The 26,508-nt window shown below is 41.9% G+C and carries 19 protein-coding genes and 1 pseudogene; 7 read left to right on the top strand and 13 right to left on the bottom strand.

What is annotated here, in order from left to right; genetic code table 11:
• Positions 1-39: 39 nt before the first annotated feature.
• From ACYRY3_RS37590 to ACYRY3_RS37580, 3 genes and pseudogenes are all read right to left on the bottom strand, one after another.
• The gene (locus ACYRY3_RS37590) at positions 40-483 is read right to left on the bottom strand and encodes a helix-turn-helix transcriptional regulator (RefSeq protein WP_460206830.1); all 444 of its coding nucleotides are present in this window, start codon (positions 481-483) and stop codon (positions 40-42) included.
• Between the two features lie 17 nt (positions 484-500).
• Positions 501-1,742: pseudogene (locus ACYRY3_RS37585) on the bottom strand (hybrid sensor histidine kinase/response regulator); the annotation flags it as partial.
• Positions 1,694-1,855 (bottom strand): response regulator, encoded by a 162-nt coding sequence (locus ACYRY3_RS37580; protein WP_460206829.1) that lies wholly within the window; start codon positions 1,853-1,855, stop codon positions 1,694-1,696. The gene ACYRY3_RS37580 and the pseudogene ACYRY3_RS37585, both read right to left, overlap by 49 nt.
• Before the next feature lie 145 nt (positions 1,856-2,000).
• Between ACYRY3_RS37580 and ACYRY3_RS37575 the strand changes: the two genes are divergently transcribed.
• Both ACYRY3_RS37575 and ACYRY3_RS37570 read left to right on the top strand, forming a co-directional pair.
• Entirely contained in the window at positions 2,001-3,263 is a 1,263-nt protein-coding gene (locus ACYRY3_RS37575; protein ID WP_460206827.1) for an AAA family ATPase, read from the top strand.
• 5 nt (positions 3,264-3,268) lie between these two features.
• On the top strand, positions 3,269-3,856 hold the full coding sequence (locus ACYRY3_RS37570; protein ID WP_460206826.1) for an HNH endonuclease family protein: 588 nt from the start codon (positions 3,269-3,271) through the stop codon (positions 3,854-3,856).
• A 357-nt stretch (positions 3,857-4,213) separates the two neighbouring features.
• Here the strand turns inward: ACYRY3_RS37570 and ACYRY3_RS37565 are convergent, their stop codons facing one another.
• Positions 4,214-7,297, bottom strand: a complete 3,084-nt coding sequence (locus ACYRY3_RS37565) for a bifunctional diguanylate cyclase/phosphodiesterase (protein WP_460206824.1) — start codon at positions 7,295-7,297, stop codon at positions 4,214-4,216.
• Between the two features lie 703 nt (positions 7,298-8,000).
• Here ACYRY3_RS37565 and ACYRY3_RS37560 point away from each other — a divergent pair.
• Both ACYRY3_RS37560 and ACYRY3_RS37555 read left to right on the top strand, forming a co-directional pair.
• Positions 8,001-9,512 carry an effector-associated domain EAD1-containing protein gene (locus ACYRY3_RS37560; RefSeq protein ID WP_460206822.1) on the top strand — a complete coding sequence of 504 codons (1,512 nt, stop codon included), beginning with the start codon at positions 8,001-8,003 and terminating at the stop codon, positions 9,510-9,512.
• A gap of 106 nt (positions 9,513-9,618) precedes the next feature.
• Positions 9,619-10,122, top strand: a complete 504-nt coding sequence (locus ACYRY3_RS37555) for a GUN4 domain-containing protein (RefSeq protein WP_460206888.1) — start codon at positions 9,619-9,621, stop codon at positions 10,120-10,122.
• Positions 10,123-10,545: 423 nt separating this feature from the next.
• On the opposite strand, the gene scyF is transcribed toward ACYRY3_RS37555, so the two are convergent.
• Entirely contained in the window at positions 10,546-11,811 is a 1,266-nt protein-coding gene (gene scyF / locus ACYRY3_RS37550) for a scytonemin biosynthesis PEP-CTERM protein ScyF (protein WP_460206821.1), read from the bottom strand.
• Positions 11,812-12,307: 496 nt separating this feature from the next.
• On the opposite strand from scyF, the gene ACYRY3_RS37545 reads away from it, so the two are divergent.
• Positions 12,308-12,703, top strand: coding sequence for a winged helix-turn-helix transcriptional regulator (locus ACYRY3_RS37545; protein WP_460206819.1), 396 nt, complete (start codon positions 12,308-12,310; stop codon positions 12,701-12,703).
• A 441-nt stretch (positions 12,704-13,144) separates the two neighbouring features.
• Here the strand turns inward: ACYRY3_RS37545 and ada are convergent, their stop codons facing one another.
• The 8 genes from ada to ACYRY3_RS37505 form a co-directional block, all read right to left on the bottom strand.
• Entirely contained in the window at positions 13,145-14,239 is a 1,095-nt protein-coding gene (ada, locus tag ACYRY3_RS37540; RefSeq protein WP_460206817.1) for a bifunctional DNA-binding transcriptional regulator/O6-methylguanine-DNA methyltransferase Ada, read from the bottom strand.
• Between the two features lie 251 nt (positions 14,240-14,490).
• Positions 14,491-15,237 (bottom strand): M24 family metallopeptidase, encoded by a 747-nt coding sequence (locus tag ACYRY3_RS37535; RefSeq protein WP_460206815.1) that lies wholly within the window; start codon positions 15,235-15,237, stop codon positions 14,491-14,493.
• Positions 15,238-15,707: 470 nt separating this feature from the next.
• Complete coding sequence (locus ACYRY3_RS37530) at positions 15,708-16,631, bottom strand: alpha/beta fold hydrolase (RefSeq protein ID WP_460206813.1); 924 nt, start codon at positions 16,629-16,631, stop codon at positions 15,708-15,710.
• The gene (locus ACYRY3_RS37525; RefSeq protein WP_460206811.1) at positions 16,632-17,912 is read right to left on the bottom strand and encodes an ATP-grasp domain-containing protein; all 1,281 of its coding nucleotides are present in this window, start codon (positions 17,910-17,912) and stop codon (positions 16,632-16,634) included.
• On the bottom strand, positions 17,902-18,849 hold the full coding sequence (locus ACYRY3_RS37520) for an alpha/beta hydrolase (protein ID WP_460206809.1): 948 nt from the start codon (positions 18,847-18,849) through the stop codon (positions 17,902-17,904). Before ACYRY3_RS37520 ends, ACYRY3_RS37525 begins: the two co-directional genes overlap by 11 nt.
• Before the next feature lie 113 nt (positions 18,850-18,962).
• On the bottom strand, positions 18,963-20,228 hold the full coding sequence (locus ACYRY3_RS37515) for an MFS transporter (RefSeq protein WP_460206807.1): 1,266 nt from the start codon (positions 20,226-20,228) through the stop codon (positions 18,963-18,965).
• A 1-nt stretch (position 20,229) separates the two neighbouring features.
• Positions 20,230-21,501, bottom strand: a complete 1,272-nt coding sequence (locus ACYRY3_RS37510) for an ATP-grasp domain-containing protein (protein WP_460206806.1) — start codon at positions 21,499-21,501, stop codon at positions 20,230-20,232.
• Between the two features lie 185 nt (positions 21,502-21,686).
• Complete coding sequence (locus ACYRY3_RS37505; protein ID WP_460206804.1) at positions 21,687-21,929, bottom strand: hypothetical protein; 243 nt, start codon at positions 21,927-21,929, stop codon at positions 21,687-21,689.
• Between the two features lie 245 nt (positions 21,930-22,174).
• Between ACYRY3_RS37505 and ACYRY3_RS37500 the strand changes: the two genes are divergently transcribed.
• Together ACYRY3_RS37500 and ACYRY3_RS37495 are read left to right on the top strand one after the other, a co-directional pair.
• Complete coding sequence (locus ACYRY3_RS37500; RefSeq protein WP_460206803.1) at positions 22,175-24,430, top strand: IMS domain-containing protein; 2,256 nt, start codon at positions 22,175-22,177, stop codon at positions 24,428-24,430.
• Positions 24,431-24,527: 97 nt separating this feature from the next.
• Positions 24,528-26,504 (top strand): hypothetical protein, encoded by a 1,977-nt coding sequence (locus ACYRY3_RS37495; protein WP_460206802.1) that lies wholly within the window; start codon positions 24,528-24,530, stop codon positions 26,502-26,504.
• Positions 26,505-26,508 lie beyond the last annotated feature (4 nt).

The raw sequence follows: 26,508 nt of genomic DNA, 5'->3' as shown, positions 1-26,508 counted from the left end.
CGAACATATTATTTTATAAGTTATTAACCGAACATGATATTATTCCAGCATTTGGCGTAGGTCGAAATTAGTGATTGACTCCATCAATCCGCTTGAATCCTCCCGCAGTGCTTCTGCAATACGACGGGCTTCTAAGCGGTCAACGCCAAGGAAATCCGCAAAGCGCCCTTCTGTAATCAAACCCCGATCCAATGCCTCAAGTGCCAGGTGCTGATAGACTGCTCTGAACTGCACCTCAAGAGGTTGTACCACGGGTTGCGGTCGAACGAAGTGGCTGACAGACCTTCCATAAGCACGCGCCAGTTTAATCAGTTCAGTTGGCTTCAGGCGGTGCTCTCCTTTCTCAATGGCAACAAGAGTGGTGCGTGCAGCATCAATAATCTTAGCTGCATCAGTCTGAGTGATACCACATTTCTCACGTGCCTGTTGAAGGAGCTCCCCCAATGTCCGCAGGTCGATGTTATCAAGGATGTTACTAGCCATGATGTTTTCCCTCAACCTTATTGAGTCGATATACTTCTTCTAGAGATAATGAGTTCTGAAATAGCATTGACTAATGCTTCTGGCTCAACAGGCTTGGGAATATGTTTCTGGAAGCCGACTTTGAGAGCTTGCCGTTGGTCGTATTCTCCAGCATAGCCGGAAAGTGCGATCGCAGCAACGAGCCCACCCTTCTCTGGAGATAGCTGACGAATTTGCTGCATGAGCATATAGCCATCCATATCTGGCATTCCAATGTCGCTAATAAGAAAATCGGGCGGTTGGCGATCGAAGAGCATCAGCACCTCAGCAGCAGTTGTAGCAACTGTCACTTGTGCTCCCTGTTGTTCCAGAATGACCTTTACCAAATCCCGCATATCTTCCTCGTCATCCACCACTAAAATTTGCAGTTGACTGAAGTCAACCAATTGAGCCGCCGTTAAAATTTCTGGCTCTGACGCTACCCCATGCGCCATCAAAGGCAACCTAACGGTAAATGTAGCTCCAAGTTCTTCACCAGGGCTAGCTGCATCAACGGTACCGCCATGCAGTTCGGTCAAATGCCGCACAATCGCCAAACCCAAGCCAAGCCCACCAAATTTACGAGTGATTTTACTGTCTTCTTGTCGAAAGTAGTCAAAAACGTAAGGTAAAAAATCAGGATTGATGCCTTTCCCGGTATCCTTGACTTGGATTTGAGCATGGTTGCTAATTCGCTCTAAGTAAATTTTAATCTCTCCACCTTCGGGAGTAAATTTAACGGCGTTAGATAGCAAGTTCCAGATAATTTGCTGAAGTCGAGCCCCATCACCTGAAACTTGCATATTATCAAGGCAGAGAAAGGTTTGAATTTGAATTTGTTTTGCCTCTGCTGCCAGACGCACTGTCTCTAGTGCAGATTCAATCACAGCAACCAAGTTGACGGGGCAAATGTTTAAGACTAGCTTGCTGCGTAAAATTCGGGAAACATCCAGCAAATCCTCAATGAGTTGGGTTTGCAACTTGGCATTTCGTTCGATGGTTTCTAAAGCGCGATGGGTTGCCTGTACATCTAATTTGCCTGTTTGAAGTAGTTTTGTCCAGCCTAAAATTGGGTTAAGGGGCGAGCCTCCTTCGGAGGAGCTTCGCTAACGCAATTCATGAGATAGCACTGCCAGAAACTCATCTTTAATGCGGTTTGCTGCTTCTGCTTGCTCGCGGGCGGCTTGTGCGTTTAACAGCAGTTGTTCCCGTTCGGCTTCTGCGCGTTTGCGATCGCCAATTCTCCACCCGAACTGCCAGAAACAAAGATAAATGGTACATCAGGATGCAGAGTGCAGGTAATTTCTAGGGCAGAAATGCCATCAAAACTAGGCACTACATAATCTTCGAGCATTAGGTCAAATTCATCTCGCACCCTCACAAGTCGGAACCAGCACCCGACCACGAGGTAGCTTGTGGTGCTAGTGTTGTAGTTTAATAAATGGTAAAAACGAGTGGTCTAGCATTGGTAAACAACTAACGGTAAAGGGGATAGTTAAATGTTAAAAGAACTTCACCTCCAGCAAGTTGGTCCAGCCGACCATTTTGATGTTGAATTCGCTGATAGACTCAATATATTTACTGGAGATAACGGTTTAGGTAAAAGTTTTTTACTCGATGTTGCTTGGTGGGTACTTACTGGAAATTGGATAGACCGACCCCCTTATCCCCATAGACCTACAGATGAATTACCAAAAATTTTCTCCAAAATTGATACACAAAATTGGGGTATACTTATTCATGAAATAGACTTTGAGAGCCACTTTGATTTTCGCGAGCAGAAATGGCAAGGGAATTGGTCTTTGGATAACTTTTCCAAAAGTTTAGTTATTTACGTGCGCGTTGATGGCGGTTTTTCAGTGTTTGACCCCGCACGTCAACGGGATAATGCTTATAATTTTAATCCCGATACCCTTTGGAATGGCTTAAAGCAAGATGGAAAAGTTGTTTGTAACGGTCTAATTCAAGATTGGGTAACATGGCAAAATCAACCCAAAAAATATCCTTTTCAATTATTTGCTAACGTTATTAAAAAACTAGCACCTCATCCTGATGAGTGGATAGAAATTGGAGAACCTACACGAGTTTCTGTGGAAGACGTGCGCGATATTCCTACAATTAATTTGCCCTATGGTAATGTTCCTGTCACTCAAGCCTCAGCCGGAATGAAGAGGATTTTGGGACTTGCTTATTTACTTGTGTGGACTTGGTACGAACATAAACAAGCTTCTAAACTGCGACAGCAAAAGCCAACAAATCAAATAGTTTTACTAATAGATGAAATTGAATCTCACCTTCACCCTCGCTGGCAAAGAGTAATTTTACCAGCTATTTTAGATGTGGTGAACGAATTACAAAATAGTATGAAAATACAAGCTTTAGTAACTACCCATTCTCCACTTGTGCTTGCTTCCTTAGAACCAAATTTTAATGAAGAAGAAGATAGATTATTTTTATTTAAATTAGAAGATAGAGAAGTTACTCTCAATGAAATACCTTGGTCAAAACAAGGCGATACAGTCGGCTGGTTAACCTCAGAAATTTTTGGACTCAAACAAGCCCGCTCCAAAGAAGCCGAAATTGCCATCGAAGCCGCAGAAACTTGGATGCGGAATGGTAATATGGATGAGTTACCAGAAAACTTGAGAAATCACACGCAAATACATCAGGAATTGCAAAGGGTCTTACCAGGACATGACCCATTTTGGGCGCGTTGGATAGTCACATCAGAAAAAAGAAATTCTGGGTTATCAGGAGAATAACACAGATGATACCGTTTGACCCTCTACCAGAACCACCAGATTTTGATAAAAAAGTACGACAACCAGGAAATGCTTGGTTGGCAAAAAATCCAGACCCAAAAAAAGGAACTAGAGATTATTGGTCGCCTTTCAAAAGTAATTTAGCCGATGGGTTTCGTAATCTTTGTGCATATTCAGTCATGTACGAACCAGTTGGTACAGTAGAGCATTATCTCTGCCGCGAAAATTATCGCAGTTTAGCTTACGAATGGAGCAATTTACGCTTTGCTTCGGCTTGGATTAATAGTTGCAAAGGTACGCTTGATGACCAAGTGCTTGACCCGTTTGATGTGGGAGAAGATTGGTTTGAAATTTTACTTCCTTCCCTACAGCTGGTGTTAACTGATAAAGTTCCTCCCCAACAACGCCAAAAAGCAGAATTTACCTTAGAACGGTTACGGTTACGGGATGATGAGCGAGTACTGCGCCAGCGTCAATCATGGTATCAACTTTATTTAGATGGAGATTTAACTCTACAAGGATTAGAAAAAAAGGCTCCTCTTATCGCCCGTGCAATTAGAAAACAACAGCAGGGAACTTCTGAGCAAGAATGACATAATTTTCTATACCTCCCCAAACACCTCTAGCGATTCAAGGGTAAATCAGCCATGAAAGAGGATTGATTTCCCTTAACCTTATTGAGCCGATATACTTCTTCTAGAGATAATGAGTTCTGAAATGGCATTGACTAATGCTTCTGGCTCAACAGGCTTGGGAATGTGTTTCTGGAAGCCGACTTTGAGAGCTTGCCGTTGGTCGTATTCTCCAGCATAGGCGGAAAGTGTCTGGGTTTGTGAATCGACTCACCAAAAGAAACCAACTTGCCAATTAAAACCAGGCAGTACATAATCTTCGAGCATGAGGTCAAATTCATGTCGCACCCTCACGAGTCGTAACCAGCACCCGCCAAGCTAAGTTAAAGTCGCCAACAACGGCTCTATTTCTTCTGGAGATAAGGGTGAAAAAAACCACATACCTTGACCAAACTCGCATCCTAATTGTTGCAAGCATTGAAATTGCTGTTGAGTTTCAATCCCCTCAGCGATCGCAGCTAATCCCAGTTGGTTACTTAAGGCAACAATTGTTTCAACAATTTTACGATTTCTTTCAGTTTCCTGCATCTGGGTAATAAAGGATCGGTCTATTTTTAAAGTATCTACCGGCAAGCGATGAAGATAGCTTAATGACGAATAACCAGTACCGAAGTCATCGATGCTAATATGAATTCCTCGCGTCTTTAGCTGCGTAAGTAAGTCAATTGTAGCGGCAACATTGTCGATTAACATACTCTCGGTAATTTCTATTGTTAGGGACTTGCTATCCAAACCTGTTTGAGCCAAAGTTCGCTCAATATATTCAACCATATCGGGTTGTCTCAAATCTTGGGCAGAAAAATTAACGCTAACTTTTAAAAAAGAATTGTTGGGAAATCTGGCTTGCCATTGAGCAAATTGGCGACACGCTTCTTGGAGTACCCAACTATCTAAAGGAACAATTAGCCCTGTTTCTTCTGCAACAGTAATAAACTCACCAGGCGCAATAAATCCGCGAGTAGGATGTCGCCACCGTACTAATGCTTCAAATCTAGCAATTTGCCCCGTATCCAAGCTGACAATCGGTTGATAGCAGACAAAAAATTCTTGGCTTTCTAGGGCTTTGCGGAGGTCATTTTCTAAATGCAGCCGATTTATGGCATTGGTATACATTTGGGCATTGAAAATCACATACCGATCTTTTCCCTTTGCTTTGGCTTCATACATAGCGGTATCCGCATCTCGGATCAAGTCGGAAGCTTGCACGTAGTTTTGTGTTCCTAAAACTATGCCAACACTCGCAGTCACAACGACTTCACGCCCTACTAGTATTAACGGAGAGCGGAGTGTATCAAAAATCCGCTCGGCAATCTGAACTGCTTCCTGAATGCCTTCAATTTCCTCTAATAAAACAATAAACTCATCACCACCCAGTCGGGCTGCTAAATCAGTAGATCGAATAATCGATTTGAGTTTTTGAGCGACTGTAAGGAGCAATTCATCCCCAGCCAAATGTCCCAAGCTATCATTGATGACCTTGAATCGATCTAAATCCAGAAATAAAATAGCAAATTGATAATTATTGTGCTGTCTTGCGCGGTTGATTGACCACTCAAGTCGTTTCATTAAGAAGTTTCGGTTGGGTAAATTGGTTAAAGTATCATGTAAAGCATTGTAAAGTAGCTGTTCTTCTGCTTGTTTGCGATAACTAATATCTTGAAAGGCTGCGATCGCACAAACGACATGACCATCATCATCCAATACAGGTGTTGCCCGAACTTCTAGAGGAACCACTCTATCTTCTGTATGGATTTCAATGTCATCGGTTTGAACCATTTCACCTGATAAGGCTTGTACAATTGGTAACTTATCTGTTGGGCAAAATTGCTGTGTACTAGTCAGGTACACTTGATAGGTTTCGGCAAGTTGTGAAGTCGCTGCTTTCGGTATTTTGTCAATCCCAAATAAACTTTTGCCAATCTGATTTATATATAGTAATTGTCCGGTTAGATCGTGAACTGTCACCCCTACAGGTAATGCCTCAATCAGCTGATTCAGACGGTTTTCGCTATCTGACAAGGCTTTATTTAATGAGTGCAATTGGGAGAAGGAAGTTTGCAATTGCATGACCATTTGATTGAAAGAATGCGCTAATTCTTCAACTTCATTGATGCGATCGACACTCACTGTCTGCTGTAAATTTCCTTGAGCAATCTCCTTCGCCGCTTCATGCAACCGCGAAAGCGGCAGAGTTATCCAACGCGCTGTCAAAGTACTGAAATAGATGGCAAAAACAAGCGTACCAATGCATAAATAGATGGTGAGGCGTGTATTTGCGTGAATCTGTTCCATAAAATCCGATTCTGGAACAACAATGACAATGAGCCAGTTAAGTCCCAACCCATCTGAAAAGGGTGTCACTTGCAGAAATTGCCGTTTTCCGTGACGGAAGAATTCAAGCTGCTGCACTTGTTGAATGTGATTCAAAGAGCCAAAACGCTGAATTAGGTATTCTGCTGAGTCTCGAACGAGTCTGTTGTTACTGTCAGTTGCTTGACGGCGTTTTCGCCTCTCCTGCTGTCCCTTGCGAGCGATGTCATAAAGCTTCTCGCCCGTAGAACTGGCAACCAGATTTCCAGAACGCTCAATGATATATGTCTGTCCGGAACGACCAATTTTTAATTTTTGTAAAAAGTTACTAATTTGCTGAAGAGAGAGGGTTGCATTTGTAACTCCTACTAGTGCTCCTGTTTGGGGATTGTATATGGGTCTGACCGCACTGATAATTAAAAATGGAAGCGTATTATTAGGATAAATCTCGCTCCAGGTTGGCTTTCGTGCTGTGACGGCTGCTTTGTACCAAGGACGATTCTTAAGATCTAATTCCTCACTCTTGATGATATGTCCTCGCAGACCGCGATCGGCTTCGCTGGAAGCTTTTGCGTCATCGCGAATGGTATAAGTATACAGTCTGCTTTGTTTGCGATCTGCCCAAAGGGCAGGAGCGAAGCTATCGCGTGCTCGAATGACCAAACTCCCATCGTTTTCAATACCAACCGCAGAGACATTACCTGTTTCACTACCAAACGCCGTAATGAAGAATCCATTGTGGCTTTTCATTTGATGCCAAAGATAAGGCTCCAAAGTTGTGGAATTTTCTAAATTAAGAAGACCGAGTTGGGCATACTCTGCTGTATCCTCAATAACGTGTTGGGGTCTTGACATATAGGTAGTAACTTGCTGAAGAATTCCTGCCGTCAGTTCACTTCGCAATTGCGTTGCAACATCATTCACCGCTTTTTGTCCATTTTGCAAAGATAGCCAGCTTATGAGTCCAACCGCCGCTGAAATTTGTAAAACAAATGGAAGAATCAGAACAACGCGTAGGGGAACTTTGTGAAATATTTTACCAGTTCGATTCCCAATATTGCCGTCTTTGGTATCGCTGCTGTTACTACTCATAGCTATGACCCTTGAGTTTCTCTATCTTACTTAACTTTAGATAAAGTCTGATTGAGAATAAAAGCAGGAATTGCGATGGCGATCGCTCGTGCGCCCCTACCCTCCGCTGACTACCAACCTGCCCAGAGGGCAGATCGCTTTCAGCCTGACCGCACGTACTACAAATAATTCTAATATTACATAAATCGGAAAAATAATCTCCTAAATCTATATAGACTTAGGAGATTTTAATTAAGGGGCAATAGTCAACTTAGCTTACCCAAAGAAAATCAATTTTTAATCAGATTTGGCTATAATTCTGGCTTTCTGCCGAATATTAATTTTGCAATTAGAGTAGACTTCCCATTGCTGGTTTTCAAGATTATAGGAACCAACAGCTAATAAAATCAGTTGATTTATAATTCTTGTGGTTAACTTTTTATCGACTTGTTTAAATTCCGCAAGACCAATTGCTGCTATGAAATAACATTCATGCTGATAAAAATCTCCGCACCCATCCTGAAAATTGAGTAACAGATTCAGACCATACTCTCCTTGCTTCTCCGCTTTCCCTCACCGCCATTATGACTTGGAGAAGAAAATGGACAGTTTAGACCTTCAAAATTTTAAGAGTTCTCTTGACCAATTTCGGGGAACCGCATATTCTGGGAAGTTGGTCATGAATGCATGAGTCCCTAAGTTTATGAAAGACTTGTCTTAAAAAATGAGCCTCGTAGGTCAACAGCGTAAACAATTACAAAAGGCTCTAGTAAGCGCCTTTCCAACGAAAGCATCACTGGAGCAAATGCTGTCATTTGAATTAGACAGAAACCTGGAGGCGATCGCAGGGGAAGGAAATTTACAAGAAATTATCTTCAAGATAATACAAACAGCAGAAGCAGAGGGATGGATTCTTGACCTCATTCGTGCAGCGCGTCAGTCAAATCCTGGAAATTCTCTGTTGAGAGAGATTGAAGAGTTGTTAACTTTTCATCAGATTTCTGCATCTGATATTAACAGGACAGATAGTACTCAACAAATAACACTTCAAACGAAGTCACAGACTATTTCCCAAAAGACAGCGATAAAAATTCTCCATCTTGTTCTCAAACCCGTTGGCAATAATTTCGGTGAATTCCGTTTCTTTTGGGATAATCCTAACAATTCCCAGTCCTGTCAGCTTCCCTTAGCTGAAATCAAAGAACTAATTCAGGAAGCACAAAGGAACTACTACACTATACCCTTAGAAGACCATGTTAAGACGGGACAGGCACTTTATAACTGGTTGGACGGGAGCGATCGCATTTTTCAAGCGGCTATCGAACAACATCGACGTGAGGGTATTGTTCTTGCCATTACTGCAACCCAAGGGCAGGCGCATCTACCTTGGGAAATGCTGCACGATGGTCAAAGGTTTTTGGTAGAACGCAGACCTGCCATTATTCCAGTAAGGTGGAAAGCTGACAGCAGACAATTAAGCTGGGAGAATCAGCCAGAAAATCGTGCGCTGAATGTCCTGTTTATGGCAACTTCTCCCCGAGGAATAGAACCAGTGTTGGATTTTGAGGCAGAGGAAGGACGCATTCTAGAGGCAACAAAGCGCATACCTTTATCTTTGACAGTTGAAGAAAGCGGTTGTCTAAAGGAATTAGGTTATTCAGTGCAAGAGTACGAACAGGGCTACTTCGATGTCTTCCATCTAACAGGTCATGCAACTTCACTAGATGAAAAACCCTGCTTCATTACCGAGACAGAATTAGGAGAACCAGAATATAGCAGTGCAGATGACATTGCTAATGTACTGCAATTTAAACTCCCAAAGTTGATTTTCCTCTCAGGCTGCCAGACTGGGTGTTTTTGGGACAAAGGGACGATGCCTTCAATGGCAGAACAACTATTAATGGAAGGGGCAACTGCTGTTCTGAGTTGGGATAAGAAAGTTTCAGATACAGATGCCACTGCAGCAGCAGCAACGTTATATGAAAATTTATCAGCAGGAAATACAGTCACTGAAGCAGTTGCCAAAACCTACCAAACATTAATTAGAAATCAAGCACAAAATTGGCACTTGTTGAGATTGTATGTGGCTGAAATACTACCAGGAGGATTGGTTACGCCTAAGACGACACCAAGACGCAAACCTGCACCTCGCCCCTCTGTTGCTACCGGGTTTTTAGATTCTGAAAAGAAAGTTAGAGTTGCCTCCCGTGAGAACTTTATTGGTCGTCGTCGTTAATTACAAAACTGCTTGCGGATACTAAAGACTCCCTTAGAAGAGATTGGAGTTTTAATTCACGGTATGGGAGGATTAGGAAAAAGTACAATATAATTTAGGAGCCGATATCGCTTTAGAATCCGAACTTAGAAGCGTTCGAGGAGATTTATCAGAAGAAAACCTATGCAACCAATTAGAAAAAAGTTTACAAAACCTCAGATGGGAAGAAGCCGATCGGGAAACAGATTGGATTTTTTATCAGGTAATGCTCTTGCATGATTACAAAAATTTTGAAGAGCTATTTAAAAACTTTCCCTGTGAAACTCTTAAAAACATCAATCAACTATGGCTAAAATACAGTAATGGTAACTTTGGTTTCAGCGTTCAAAGGGAAATATGGAAAGACATGGGGCAAAGTATGGATCGGTACTTTGAACGAGTAGTAGAGAATAGGGCACCTTTCAAAGATATAGATGATATCTTTGAAGAGAAGAACTTAAGACTAAAATACCCAATGAAAGTATTTCACCGTTCAGTTTCTCGTGTGGAATTTCGGTTAATGTCATATAGTTCAATGATAATGTACTTAAGGAGTTTCGCACAGAGACTTGTAGACTGTAACATATCGTAAGTTCAGCCTCTATAAAAATTTACTACCTGAAGCACTTTCTACAAAAACATAAGCTCAGACGATTTTCAATACCTGGCACGAATTTAAACTTCCAGTTGTTGCAAAGAGTGGTGATGTGATAGCAAAAAATGGATTGAAAGTTATGTTTGGGACGGGGCATTGGAAATGAGAAATTTGATATTAAGATTTTCGCTTTTTCCCAATAGGTATTGATGGAATTGTTTTTTATGTCAATTGGAAGTTGATAAATCACAGGTTTGAAAGTTAACGTCTTGCACCTTCGAGTGGGAGGGGACGTGCGGCATAGCCCTACCTACGAAACAGTAAGCTTTTTAGCCTATGATTTTAGATTGCGAGACGGAGGTGCAAGATAGGAGAAAGGCATAAACTTGAAGCAAGCGAAAGATATATTTACTGGATAAATTACAAACTGGAATATGGAACAATTCTTGATGCAACCGCATTGATTGATTTTTGCTGCCTAGGAGAGTAAGAGTGGTTAGAGTTATTTACGCGATCGCAATTTCCTTCTGCTTGAACCACTCCTCCCCTATCCTTAAGCGCGTAAATCCTTAAGTTTGCCAAGGTTTTGAGTAGCGCGATAGCTTCGCTACAGCATAGCGGCAGATCGCGTTTCAATTTCAGAGTAACCGCCCCAATTCCTACAAAAGCCAGACCCAATATTGATGCTGGCTCGGGCACTTTACTAACTTTTAACACCTGAACGCGACTGTTGTAGAAATCACTGACATAAAGCTTGCCATCATTAAAATGTGCGCCAACTGTCCAATTAAACTGCCCTGGTTCAGGGAGAGGCTGTCCTGGTGGAAGGGGTTCTGGGTTGGCGTTGGGAACTGGTGTGCCAAATTCAGACAAGTAATTACCGTTTTTATCAAATACCTGTACGCGGTTGTTGAGAGCGTCACCCACATAGATATTCTCTTCATCGTCCACTTCAATGGCGACTGGTGAGTTAAACTGTCCTGGTCCGTTGCCTAATTCACCAAAGACCAAGATAGGCTCTCCTTGTGGGTTAAGGACTTGAATGCGGTTGTTGAGAAAATCGGTTACATAGATGTTACCAGATTGTTCGGATATCGATAAACCCGATGGTCCCAGAAACTGCCCCGGTGCATTGCCAGAACTGCCGATTGTTTTGATGACATTACCGTCTCGGTCAAATACCTGAATAGTGTCTGCAGTATAATCATTAACATAAAAGTTCCCGCTAGCATCGAATGCTACGCCACCAGGTCCAAAAAAGGGTCTGTCAGTTTGAGGACCAAATTTGCCAAAGGACTTTAGATAGTTCCTATTAGCATCGAAGACATCGATTTCGCTGTTATAGACATCGCCAACATAAAGGTTTCCAGTCAACTTATCAAATGCTAGGTCTGCTGTCTGGTTGAACTGTCCGGGTCTGCTGCCAAGGCTACCAATGGTGTTTACAAAATTACCGTTTTGGTCAAAGACTGAGACACGATTATTAGCAGAATCGCTGATAAAAACATTCCCTGTCCCTTGTTGCACGTCTATACCTTGAGGTAGGAAAAGATTTCCAGCTTCAATTCCAGGGCTACCAATACTACGTTCATAGGTTAATGTTGAAGATTTGGCTTGAGTTGCTGTTGCCAAGACCATTAACGCTCCACTGACCATAGCCATTGACAAGCTTTTTACCAATTCCATAATGTAGGGCTCCTGTTTGTGTGACTTTTAGCAATAAGACTCTGGAGCGATCGCGCTTACAAACGCATAGCAAGACAGCTCCTTCAGTCTGTGGCTGTGGAATTTTACTGAATTTGACTATTTTCAGAATGATGAATACTTTGATGACTACCCTCACCCAAAGGACGTTCGTCAATGAGGTAAGGGAGGCATACCCGTTCGCGCACCGTCTCCGATAGGAGATAGGAACTTTATATGTGTAGCCGCAGGTTTTAGCCTGTTAATGGCAGGCGCAAGATGCAAGGTGCATGATGAACCTGTAAGGTAGAAGGTATATAACCCTCTATTAGTTACTATAAGTAACTTATTTAAAATGTAAAGTAGGTACTTTGAAGTAACCGCGACACTATGAAGAAATCAACTTATGGTGCTATTGCATCTTTAACCCCTGTATGCATAGCAACTTCACTACTTGCCAGCACTAGTTTTTTCTCATGCTGTGAATTTTGAATTGTTTATGACTCAGTCAAAAGAATCTGTAAGTTGCCCGGTGGGTACCCTGTTAAACTTGCTTGGTGGACCTTGGACGTTCTACATTCTTTGGATTTTGCGTAATAATGGACCCACTCGCTTTGGTGCTTTAAAACGCCAAATAGAAGGTATTTCGTCAAAAGTTCTCACTGAAAGATTGCGAATGCTTGAGGAGGCTGATATCATTTATCGGGTTTATGAGCCTACAATCCCGCCTCAAGTTACCTATGGTTTAACTGAGCGCTCGCAAGACCTCATCGTTGTTCTAGACCAGCTAGCTGCGATCGCCCACAAATGGTATGCGAAAGAAAAAGAACCTAGTATTGAGAACCCAGAATTCGGAATTCAGAATCAATTAGTGGGGGATTTAAACCCCTTGTGAGACACAAAAGAAATTGGTACTGACAGAAGTTGCTGATTACATCTCAATGTGGCAATTTGGCAACAACTCCGTTATTAGGGAAAGTATCGTACTCTTCAATCGGTCTTACATAAAGACACGTAGCAAAAAAAGCAGTTTCTGCTTTTACCCGATTCATTATCGGGGTCAAATTATTTGTAACTTTTTATTTGAAACAGACTTAATCCTAGGCTCAGCACCTAGGATTTGGTTTTGAAGTGCGAAAATACCATTTCACCTTAATCGCGATACAGATAAATTCTCTAAAAACGCTTCAAACAACGCGTCTGAGCACTTTTGATTTGTATCATCCTTGCAAATCTCTGCTGTTGATTTCACTATAGGAAGTAAATGTAACAGCGCTCTTCAATGGAAGGGCTTCGACCCGTTGGGTAAAAGATAGAGTGTCGATGGAAGAACAGGTCATTGTGAATTGGTTAGTTTAGTAACGGTTTGTGCTGCTTCGCGTTCTAGTAAGGCACGTTTGCGATCGCACCCCCAGCGGTAGCCTTTTAAAGTATTGTCACTGCCAACAACACGATGACAGGGAATAGCAATGGCAAGCCGATTTGTTGCACAGGCACGAGCCACCGCACGAACTGCTTTGGGATGATCAATCTGCTGAGCGATCTCAGCGTAGCTAGCGGTACTGCCTGGTGGAATGTCTTGGAGTGCTCTCCAAACACGCTGTTGGAAGGCAGTCCCCTGAATGTCAAGGGGGAGGTTCAGTTTTTGCTGAGGCATCTCTATAAAGGCAATAACCTGTTCAATCCAAAGCGCGAAAGTGGAGTCGCTTTCACAAAATTGGGCATTAGGAAATTGGTTTTGTAACTGCTCAACCAAAGTGTCTTCAGTATCACCCAAGTTAATTGCACAAATTCCTTTTGTTGTTGCGGCAACCAACACCCAACCCAACCACGATCGCTTGACGGCAAACCGAATCTCGATTCCATCTGCACCTTGCTGATATTTAGTAGGTGTCATTCCTAACATCTTCTTTGATTTATCGTAGAAACTGCTACTTGTCTCAAACCCCGCATTATAAATTGCCTGAGTTACTGAGGTTCCCTGGTGTAGTTCTTCACGAATTCGCTTTGCTCGATGGGCATTGGCATATTCTTTAGGTGTAACGCCAACCATTTTCTTAAACAAGCGATGAAAGTGATACTGGCTTAGTTCTGCTATCTTAGCCATTTTCTGAAGAGATAAGGGTTCTTCCGATTGCTCGATGAGTTTGCAGATTCGAGCAATCGTTTCTATTTGTTGCTGATAAGGTAAAACGGCATTAGGCTGACATCGCTTACAGGGACGAAATCCCGCCTTTTCAGCATTGGTGCAACATTGAAAGAATACAACGTTTTTCTGGTTTGGCAGGCGTGATGGACAGGTTGGGCGACAGTATACCCCTGTAGTTTGAACTGCATATAGAAACGCACCATCAGCCTGTGGATTGCGTTGTACAAGTGCTTCCCAACGCTGAGCATCCGTTGAAAATGATGGAGCTAGGGTACTGTTCATAATGGCTTCCTCTGTTCATCCTGTTTAAGATAGTATGGGGTTGAACTCAACACTACCATCCATTTCTTGCGGTCTAATCCGAGTGATAAAACTTCATATCAGCTATGCTGTTGTTGTTACCGCCTTAACATGGTTTAACTTTCTTGGCTGAAATGCTGGGTTAAACGACTTTTTTGGGAAACGGGTGTTTGGCTCAAAGGAGTAATGTATGTAGGTTCCTGCCCAGTTTAGAAACTTTTTTTACGTCAAATTCAAGTTGGAATTAGTAAATCCTCGTAGAAAGCTCCAAATAGGTTTTGAGGATGAACTAAGTGTGTTTCGAGTATCCAATGCCGTTTATTACCAAATTTATCAGGAGCGCTCATTGGTTTGGTATTTTCCAAACAGATATAGTCAAACTTAGTATCTCCAAGTATTCTTTCATGTGGAAATACCCCTATTAAATGACCTGAATGCGATTGTGAACTCAGATTCCAGCCATTTTCCCTAGCATTATACTGCATATATTCATATAAATCTTTGCCAGTCATATCTTGATTTTGTAGATAATAAGCTTTGCCTTCAAGAAATAGACGTTCGCAATCATTGCATATTTTAACTTTATCAGGGTCAATACTCTGACCTGACACAATAATGCTACGTCCAAGATCGGCTTCCATTCTGAAAACGGAATTGACCTCCATGTTAAGAACGGGACCTAGGTCGAAAAAAACGATATCCCCTGGCTTAATTACATGATTCCTAACCTTGACACTATAGGGACTAATAGTATCTTCACCCACACGTAATATCTGTCTGTGCCAAAATCGTGGTTTACAATCTACGGGATAAAGTAGTTGTGCCGCTAACTCGTAAATCGCCTTTTGCACTTCTCTAGTTTCACATCCAGCCTTAATCAAATTATGCATTTTAATGTGTTCAATAAGTAAAAGACCACGATTACGAGCGCAAATTAGCTGATGTTCCAAGGTTGAATCAGTAAATAACAAATTATTCATTGAGTGACAACTTATTAGAAGAGCTTGCAAAAAAGAAGTTGTAAAATGAAGCCAAAAAAGACGTTACATCTTTGCGGCATGATTTTACTATTTTGTAAGGCGGGTCGGACATCTCGTCCTGGGCGTTGCTGAATCAACATATGAATTTCAAAATTCTCATTCATGTAGAGACACGCTATGGCGCGTCTTTACAGGGGTTTGCTGGAAATTGAAAAACATACTAAGTAAGTCGGTACAAAAAAACGTAACTGGTAAGGGCCGTCCTTAGTCATTTGTCATTGGTCATTTGTAAGGGTTTCAGCTGCGTTTACATTTTGTAATGTATTTCTGTTTATTCACACTGACTTACTTACGATCGTAATTCATTACCAAATTCAGCAACGCCTCGTCCTGTATATTTCTTGTAGGACTGTCTGACCCACGCCATAAATATCATCCCTTAATTTAGCAACGGCAAAAAAATAGTTTATTTACGCTAGCCGCTTCCAAAAATTTCGCAAGATGCGAAACACCTCCTCTGGTTCCTCGACATGAGAAAAAGATCCGCTACGCTCGAGAATGTGAAATTCTGCCTTTGAAGCATAGGTAACGATTTGATACTGCAGTGCTGGGTACAGTGCTCGGTCGAACCGTCCTGCAAGCACCAATATGGGGGCAGTCACATTTTTCAGCAGAGGTCGAAAATCCGGTATTTTAGCAACCTGATTGCCGATGTTAAAGTCCACATCCTCACCACAAAATAGCGGGTAGAGATCTAAATTACGTGCTCCTGGTTCGGTGGCTAGCAGTCGAGCGTTTTCCGGATTATAGAAGCGTACAAGCTTAGCGGCGCAGGCAAATTGTTCTTGCATCTTCGGATCGGTGGAGGGAACGCCATCAGCACGCAATGCCTGAATTTTTGCCCAAACCTCAGGACATTGGTTAGCGATTTCGCGGTTGATGTTGACGTGGTTGAGTTGCCACATTTCTGGGCTGTGCAGACTGTTTGCTAATACCAAACTACGCACGAGATGAGGATGGTCGAGTGCTATTGCCTGTGCAAGAAGACCTCCATACGAAAATCCATACACATGAACTGGTCCAAGATTTAGTTCTGATAGAAGCGCAGCTACATCAGCAACATCACTCTCAAATGTAATTTCGTTGAGATCCTCGGGCGCATCAGAGCGACCGCGTCCATATAGGTCTACGTAAACTATTCGGTAATCAGTAGCTAGCGTGTCGAAATGGGGGTGAAAAATAACGTGAGACCCAGCTGGACCAAGGCCAGACAATAAAATTACAGGCTCGCCAATTCCCTCTTGCTCTACCCAAAGTCTTCGACCTCGAACATTGTAATACTGCCCTGGTGGGTGTATAAAGTTAATTTTTGCTTGAGGATTGTTCGTAGACATTTACGCTTTGATATTTGTTTTTTTGGTATTGAGTTTAAGTTGCTGCTCTAAGCTGCGGATCAGCTTGTAATCGGCCATAATTTGGGATCGATCTTTATGAGCCAAGACAACGAAGCCTAGTTTGAGACTGGCGAAAAGATCCTTTGTCGGTTCCAACCAATCGTTATTTCGGATGTGGATCGCCGAAAAATGATGACTGTTTAGTTCCCGTACCTGGTCGAATATTTCGGCGTTACTCACTGTGCCTTCAGCCCGACAAATTAAAAACACTACTAAAACATGAGTAATTAGTTTAAAGCTGTCAGGAATAGAGCCTTTACGGGTAAAGTACCGAACCGCTCGATCTACTTGACTATCCCCAGTAGCAACGCGACAGAAGCGCGGGTGACCACCTCCATGCGGTCGAGTACCAATCTCAATTAGTCTCGGTCCGCGTTCTGTAAGCATCACTTCAAGGTGGGACGTGCCGAACCGCATACCGACCGCGTCAAGTACACCGCACGCATAATCCACGATTTGGTCGTAGACTGGAATCGTCGGAGGAAGCCATTCCATGCTATCGTAAATCGCCATGTATTGACCGTTATCGATTTTGTGATATCTACATATATCACTGATTGAGTGCTTACCTTCATAGCTAATAGTATCGATGACGTATTCAATACCTGCAGTATATTCTTGTACAAGTAGCTTATCGTTGAGTATCCCCAGACGGTTGTGTTTGCCCAGCATTTCATTGAAAATCTTGCGCCAATCTTTACATGATGGCACTTTAGTTACCCCATCGGTACTAGCACTCTTGGGTGGTTTGATTACAAGATCGCGCCCAATAAGGTCTGCTTGATATAACCATTTTTCTACTTCGTCAGCGTCATTAGTACATATTTGGGCAATGATTGGTAGTCCGGCTTGTGCCACTGCAGCTGCCATGTCACCCTTATGCCGACGAGCGCTGGCCTTCTCCGGAACATTAACTAAGTCCTCGACTACCAGGGGGGCGATCGCGTCTGCGAGCTCGACTCCTGATTCACATCCAGGCAGTATACATCGCGGACGCAATTCCCTTAGTTTGTTTGCAACCTCTGAGAGATCCTCAGTTGCGATAATAATTTGTGAAAAGTCTTGAGGTCGATAGGATGATGCGTATACTTCTGGAGGAGCAGGGCTAGATACAACTGCCACAACCGGCACTCCTGCCTCCGCGAACGTTGGCGCAAAGAAAGCACCAGAAGAATATGGGTCAACAATTACCGCAGGACCCTGTGGATTACTAATTGTCATTGGTCAAATCCTCCTTGCAAGCGAGTAAAGCTGCATTGTGTATGAACCTTTCCCAAGCGTCAGCCACCTGGGGACTTAAGCCCCGCGCTCTTACAGCAGAATGCACTAAACCGGGCTCAACGACTAATTCAACTTGGGTTCCTTCTTCACGAAGAAGACGAGCGTATTCCTGAGAGTCAACTAAAAGTGAGTCCATTTCTGCTGCCATGATATATGCTGGTGGCAGACCGTGAAATGTTCCGTTTACTAGTGGAGAGACGTAAGGATGTTTCACCAATTCTTGCTCAGGTACATAGCAGGCTGTGTAGTATTCCATTTCACCACCAGTTAGCAAGGGAGCATCGACACCTCCTTGACACCAGCGAGTAAAATCGAGAACAGGACTTATCAACGCTTGACCCCGCAACTTAGGACCGCCTCGGTCACGACTCATCATACTGACGGCAACAGCCATGTTTGCGCCAGAACTGTCGCCTGAAATCACAATTTTATTCGGATCGATATCTAATCGTTGGGCATCATTGACAACACCGCACAGCACACCATAAGAGTCCTCAAGAGCTGCTGGAAAAGGGTGTTCCGGCGACATCCTAAAGTCTGGGGCGATGGTCACTAATCCCGATTTATCGCACAATTCTGCAACAACCGTGTTGTGTGATTCTAATGAGCCGACGACGAATCCACCACCACGAATATAAATTAACAATCCTTGACCTTTTGTCTGTTTTGGACGGTATACCCTAATCGGTAGCTTTCGTCCTTCATAAGAAACTGTGTCGTTAATCACCAATACATCAGGCGGTATTTGATAGGGAAATTCTTTAGTGAGACCAAGGTACATATCCCGCTGCTGCTTGATAGGCAAAGTGTAAAAATTAGGTGGCATGGCTTTGTTGCATCGGTCTACAAATTCATTGATGCCTTCTGCGTATTTCATTTGATTCTCCATAGAATGATGGTTTTGTGTAAATTTTATGTAGCGGTTCTCAATTAGGTGAAGCACGGCACTGCCGTGCCACTGTATGGTGTATTACACTGATTTGAAAACCGCTATATTTTTGGTCTGCGTTGAGCTGGAATCTCAACTGAGTAATTTAACAATTCGTTAAGAATATCTCTGCGTATTAGTAGAGGTAGACAGAGAATGGTTCCAAGCCCACCAATCCATAAGGTGCCGCTCAAACCAAACCATCTGATAGTTAAAGCAGCAATAAGGTTACCGATTGAAACTGCACCCCATACTAAAAATCGCTGTATCGAGTTGATTCTACCTAGCAAGTGGTCTGGCGTGTCGGTTTGTCGCAAGGTTAACGCTGTGGGTCCAAAAATACCCTCTCCGATACCATGTAATACGCTAGCAGCAATAAGTCCAGTGACTGAGCCAAGCGAGCCAGCTAATGGTATGAGAATTAAACCTGTTACTGACACTATTGCGCTGACAACAAGAGTGCGGGCAACACCAAAACGATTAACGAGCTGAGTACAAAGGAGATTACCAATCGGAAAACCACCGGCAGCTGCGCCCACAACAAAGCCAATGATTAACGAACTCAGACCAAGTACGTTCAAGCAGTACAGCACAAGAGTAGAATCAATCATAATGGAAAACGTAACGTATACGACCCCGCACATAATGACTGGTTCTAGCCGTCCGTGGCGGAATACGAAATACAAACCCTCACGAATATCACGGTATACCCAGCCTTTAATCTGCTTTTTTACCTGATGCTTCGTAGTCTTCGGCTGCCTGTGCTTAATGACTAGTAACGACAGCACGGATAAGACAAAGGTTCCTGCGTTCACTGCCATAATTGCAGCAATCCCCAGCCAGGCAATGATTGACCCAGCAAGCATTGGACCAAGCGTCTTGGTTATGGACTCAGAGAAAAATAGTCGCGAATTAGAACGTTGCAAGTCCCGTGCTTCAGAAAAAAGTTCTGGGAGATAAGAAGTATAGGCAATCTGAAAAAACACCACAGCTGTGCCGGCAATGGCAACCAGCAGTACTAGCATTGGAAACGTCAGGGTGCCTTTTAACGCGAGGGCAGTAACAAGCACGAAGACCACAGCTTGTATGGTGTCGCAAACAATCATCGTGAGTCGTCGCGGCAGTCGGTCAACAATAGCACCCGCAGGTAATCCAAATACAAGGAATGGTGCGAAAAGGACAAACGGGAGCAGTACGGCTTGGGAAGCAGAGACTCCCATAACTTGCACAGCTAGTAAGGGCAGGGCGACTACCAGAAATTGATCTCCTAATAAATTTAACGACTGCCCAGCCCACAGTATTCTAAAATCGCGTTTTGCGCTGCTCATCTCACACCCCCACCGTAGAGAGATGTCTGGCTTTTAGGTTAAACGCCTTGACTGCTAGTTCGGTAGCTGCTTCACAATCCTCAATGGTGTCTCCACGAGCGATCGCATAGCCATACCGACAGGAGACGTGGTCGGTTGGGGGCAGCAACAATTTTTGTCCTGGCGAAACAAGTGGGGCGGCAGCAACAACCGACGCTGGGAGTGCAGCATGGTCAATGTGGACACTATCTACAACCGCATCATATTCAGGATACAAAAACTGAATGGCGGCGACACTTTCATGTCTAGTTTTCACGTCTGGTTTGTGTCCACAGGCAACTGCGACAGCCACTTGACCGGGGTTTATTCCGGAAGCAAACCAACCAACGTAAGGAATCATATCGCCACCAAGTCGAGCATTAATTTCTACTATCTTTGGACCGGACTGTGTCAGACGCAGTTCGGTATGAGTGATGCCGTTGCGAAATCCCACAGCTTGGTGTGCTTGCTCTAGAACAGAGAGAAATGGTGGATACTCAAGCAACAGGTCTTTGGAATGCACCACGTGTCCAATTTCTTCAAAATGAGGAAAAAAGCCAGTGACCTTGCGTCCAACGAACAGGGGATACATAATCCCGTTAACCCATGCAATATCAATGCTGACCTCTGATCCTTGCATATACTCTTCAACGAGTACACCTTTATTGTAAACAGGTACGCCCTCCTCAGTTGCAGCCTTAGCGTGTTCAAACGCTGTATTTAGCTGTTCTGGTTCGTGCACTAGGCTAACCCCATAACTTGCACCCAATGCACGCGGCTTGATGATGACAGGATAACCAATAATCTCTGCGGCTTTAACTGCTTCTTCAATAGAGGAGACAAGTATTGAAGTAGCTTGTGGTACCCCTGATGCCGCCAAAAAGGTGCGCGTTAGGTGTTTGTCACGACACCGACTGACATTCTCAGGGTCTGTGCCTGGTAGACCAAAGGCTTGAGCGAGTTTGGCAGTTTGCACCATTCGTATTTCATCCCAGCAAAGCACCCCGTCAATTTTGACGCCGTCAGGTAAATTACGTGCCACCTCAATCATCATTTGGGCATCAAGTGTATTGACTACCGTATGACCGACAATGTAGGGGATTTGCCAGTTCGGTTCAGAATCAAGAAATAACCAAACATTTGAATGTTCCGCAACCATTTTCAGCAAATACTCACGATAAAGATGGTAGCCGCTGGTTACCAATAGAATGGTAGGGAGGTGGGGAGAATGAGTCTTTTTGTACTGTAAAGCCACTATTTTCGTTCCTTATAAGTACTTTGTATTCATTTAAGAAGGCAGAGGGCAAGGAACTGTAACTTGATTCCTACCCATAGTTACCCTTCCATACCTAAAAAAGGGTAACTATGTGTCAAAATTGGAGGTGGGGGGTTTTCGCCCGTGCTTTGCCCTGCCAAAAAATTTATCAGACTACCCTAACATCATAATATTATTGTCTGTTGCTGTCGAGGTGACTTGGAACCGTAGCTAAGTTCCACTGCAAAAAAATTCCACCGACAATGTAGTAAGTTAAACACCAATTCGATTTGGGGAAAAGTCTGCAAGCTTCGATTTTGTTGAAGTAGGTGGGCGGGAATCAACAGAGCTATAATGACACAGGGTTTTCCTTGATAAGCATCTGCTTTAATTGTGACTGTCTGCCTAAGTGTCAAAAGCGCTATCATGTGTATACGCTACATGCTATTTATTCTTCTTAAAAAAATAATAAAGTTTTGTATTACTTGTCCGTAGTGTCGGCTAAGTTATATCTACGTCATACAGCAAGAGCAATCATAGTTCCCACTAACAGGAAAGCCAACACCTAGTCTTTTTGCTAGCTCAGAACTGTACTTAGGGCTAGGGACAATGTCAGGCAATTGTACTAAATTAAATTCTTGCGTTTAAAGCTAGGGCAGCATGAGGCATTAGTATGCTAGTAACTGTTCCACTAATGTATAACCGTTATTTAATACGGAAAGTTCTTAAACAAGAAACTCATGAAGAAGTCTTCTTAGTAGAAGACCAACAACAGAACAACGAAGTATACACAATTACTAAATTCAGTTCTAAGACACTAGGAGACCTTGAAGCAGAATTAAATATTCTTGCCAACTTGAAACATTCACAAATTCAAGAAGTTAAATATTTTTTTGAAGAAAATGAAAGATTGTGCATTGTCCAAAACAATATAGAAGGACAATCGTATGAAGATCTATTGCAAGAAAAAAAGCAGCAAAATGAGCCTCTCTTTAATGAATATGAAATCGTTCAGTTACTAAATCTAATTTTACCAATACTATCATATTTGGATAACCACCAGGTCACCCATAGAAATATTTCACCTAAAAACTTAATTCTAAGAGAGCAGGACAAAATACCAGTATTGGTTAACTTTGGACTGATACAAGATATTAGAGATTGGGTGTTAGAAGAAACCAATCAGAATGAGTCCCACAATTTCCCGAAATTGGCTACAAGAAACCAAAGTAAGGATTTACAAGACTTAGCAGTGACTGCACTCATTTTACTTACGGGTAAAGAGCATCAGGACTTATTTAATGAAAAAACTAAAACCTGGGATTGGGAACGTTGGAAAATACTGAGCGATCAGCGCAGCCATGTGTTGAAGCAAATGCTGCAAGGGAATCATCTAGATATTAATCCCAATTCTGTTTTACAAGAACTGAATACTACGCTTCCTGTTTTCATTACTCCTCAACCAGTACCAAAATTGTTTGGAAACCTGATTGGAGGAGTTGGGGCTCTACTCCTTTTGACGGGAATAGTGTGGCTTTTGTCATCAAATTCTTCCCCTGATTCTGTTAATCCTCCTGTGACTTTTGTAGACGAACAGGAGTTGCAGTGTCCTAGTAGTTCGGATATAGTTGCCATCAGCTGTAATGCGAATACTTTTACTGAAGTCAATGATATAGATTCTGGGGACTTTGATGGAGGTAAGCTAACTGTCAACTTGACTCAAAATGGTACGCTAGATGACCGCCTTAGAATTGAGAATCAGAGTTTAAATGCTGAATTAATTAAGGTAAAAGACCGTGATGTTATGTACCGCGATACGATTGTTGGCAGTTTTACAGGAGGTACTGGTACTATCCCATTAGAAATTACCTTTAATTCTAATGCTAATACTGAAGTTGTGAAAACAATAGTCAATAGCATCGTTTATCAAAATTTAACCAAGAATTTCAGTCAAAGCACTCGTACATTAGAGTTGCAACTTACGGATGGTGATGGTGGTACTAGTAGAGTTTTAAAGAAAGTCATTAGTATTCACCCTATTAATAGTTCGCCAATCCTCACCGTCCTTAGTCAGCAAGCTGTGAAAGAAGAACAACAATTGTCTGTTCGTGGTATTAGTGTTAAAGACAACGATGCTGGGGATAGCATTGTTGGTGTTGCACTTAGCGTTGAGAACGGTACTCTTATTATTAAAGATGACGTAAAAAATGGAGTGCCTACGGGTCAAACCCAAACTGGAGAAAAGCCGAATGCAGTCATCCTTTTCGGTACTATTAATCAAATTAACAACACTTTAAAGGCAGATAAAGCCATTGTCTACAAAAGTAATGCAGACTTCAATGGTATTGATAACCTTACTATCACTGTCAACGATAGTGGTAAGAATAGAAACTCTACTGTAGGGGACTTAATTTGGCCCCCAAACGCTCTAGATGCTAAAAGTGATACAAAAACTATTCAGATAACAGTTGAACCTGTAAATGATGCTCCTATTTTAGGAAATTTGCAAGTTACCGAGCAACCCTCTCCTAATAATAACACTCAGTCTCAGTTTTCTCGTGAAGACGCTGTCAATCTAATTAAAACATGGTTAGAAGCCAAGAAAGAGGCTTATGGTTCCAGTTACAATGCTCAAGTGATCTATCAATATACAACAGGTAATTATCAACGTAAGAACCTCAGTACACTCAGAACGCTGCAAGAAGAGAATGCTTATTATACTTTTGAACAACCGATAGTTGAACCGATTGGTCAATTTTATGCACAAGACAATCAGGTAACAATTGATGTAAGAATTCGTGAAAACCGCACTCATTATGTGGGAGGTCAATTTGAACCAACATACAGCGGTTCCGTATCTGGTTTATATAAGGCTACTTTGCAATTAGAAAATGGTGTTTGGAAAATAGCAGTTTTGCAAGAAAATTAAATGGCTGAAGTCTTTGAAAGTTTAAGTTACGCTTTTAGAAAATTTTTCTTGTATTTCTAGCAATTTCTAATAATTGAATTAATGATTTAAATAAAAAATGAAATTAAAACTTGCTTTAGAACAAACAAACCTAACTTGGACACTTCATAGCACCCGCTCCTATACAGTCGGCAGTTGGTCAGATTGTGATATTCTCTTAACGCATATCAGTATCGTTACCGGATTTTCTCTTGAGTTTAGTTTTGATTCTTCTTTGGAAAAATGGTATGTAAGAAAATTGGATACTATCAAAAGTACTAGTATTATTATTAATAATCAAGTGATTGCTGACGAGAAAATTGAAATTCAAGGAAAAACTTACATCAATGTAGCTGGTGTTCTGGTATTAATAGCTACACCAATTTCCGTCCCTTTAGATTCAACGTCTTCGTCAAAACAATCATCATTACTGACATCCACACGGCTACTGTCAGGCTATGCTTATTTAAGAGGTATATTCAGCGGTTTTGAGTTGCTCAGTTATTTACGCAGGCATCCTTATAAGGCTACAATTCCTAGTTCTAGTCTAGATTTAGACCAGATTAGCACTCATGCAGTTCAAGCAGTACTGATTTCTTTATTATCTGCTGTTGCTGTTGCCACTATCTCAATTATTCAAGTTCTTATATTTAAGATGTTTGGCTGGAATGACTACAGTTCGCCGCTTGTTATAATTCTGGCTATTGTTGCTGCTGTAATAACTTCCTATGAACTCATTTATTTACGCTGGTCTCTTGCACGTAAATTTCTAAGAAAAAACTATAATCCCAAAATCCAGTTAAAATCTCTGGACTTTCTACAACCTACAGTTGAATATTTTCAACAAGGATTGTACCAAAGCAGTATATTACAAAACATAATTATTTTTGCAGGTTCTAATCCGTTTCTTGGTTACGGAGAGTTAATTCCTAAATCTAGCTGGACGATACCCATAGAGCGAAAACTTGCAAAACAAAATTTAGAAGCACATCAAAATAACATTCAAGAAATTTCTACTTACGAGTTTTACCTGGCTGTAGATGAAGAAGTCAAACGCCTTAATTTGCCTAAGTTACAGAAGTTTTCTCGCTTGTTTGTTGATGGCTTTGAACTAGATCCCGACAGCAAAATTATTAGTCACCCAACTACCGTTCCAGGGGTAATGTCTCTGGACGATCCCCTACTATGGGCTAATGGAGCACACTCATCTGATAGTAAACAAAGAGCCTACAGGTTATATCAGTATACGGAGATAGAACGGGATTATATCCTTTCCCACTTTCTTCGATTTTATAATGCAGGTTCAATTACTTTTGTAGAGTCCAGTGCTTATATACTAACTGGTATTGACCGCGAACGCTTCAGCCTAACTTCAACACTTGATGACGATCTCCTATCTCGATTCATCAAAACGTTGTTAGCTACTGTTGTAATATTACCTGGTTTGTATGCTCCGATTGCGCTTTGGTACATTGGTGTCTTTGTTTTCAATTTTGTTTCATGGCACTTTAATGATGTTAAACAAAAACGTGCCGCTGAGTTCCAAGAAGAATATGACTATGGAGTGTCACAAACTTTACGTGAATATATTGCTCAACCACTCAATCTGGAAGAAAAACGCGATATAACAAGAAATTTTGGGAATCAGAATCAAAGTTTTAAACTGAATCGTAGCATAAAATCTATAATTAGTAATCCAATTTTACTTATTGTTTTCATTCTGATTGCACCCTTTTTACTTGTTTTGGGTCTTATACTAATTCTTCTTAATTTTGTTCTAAATCGGTATCGAAGCTTGGATCGTGATGTCAAGATTAGTTTTGACTATTATGGTTGCCAGGACGTTTTTATGTACTGGAAAGCTATCCAAGACGCTATTTTTAATGGAACAATAAAAGTTTTAAAACGTCATGGTGTAGATACTTCTCAATTTGAAGAAACTGCTGCAGGAATTGTGAATAGTGGAGTCATTATAACTGCAGGAACAATAACAAACAGTCAAATTGCTGGAGGAGCAGCAAGTAGTTCGACACAAACACAAAAAATAATAAATTAATTTT

The sequence above is a fragment of the Scytonema sp. NUACC21 genome, from assembly GCF_054684315.1.
This window is presented reverse-complemented; position numbering and strand designations above follow the sequence as displayed.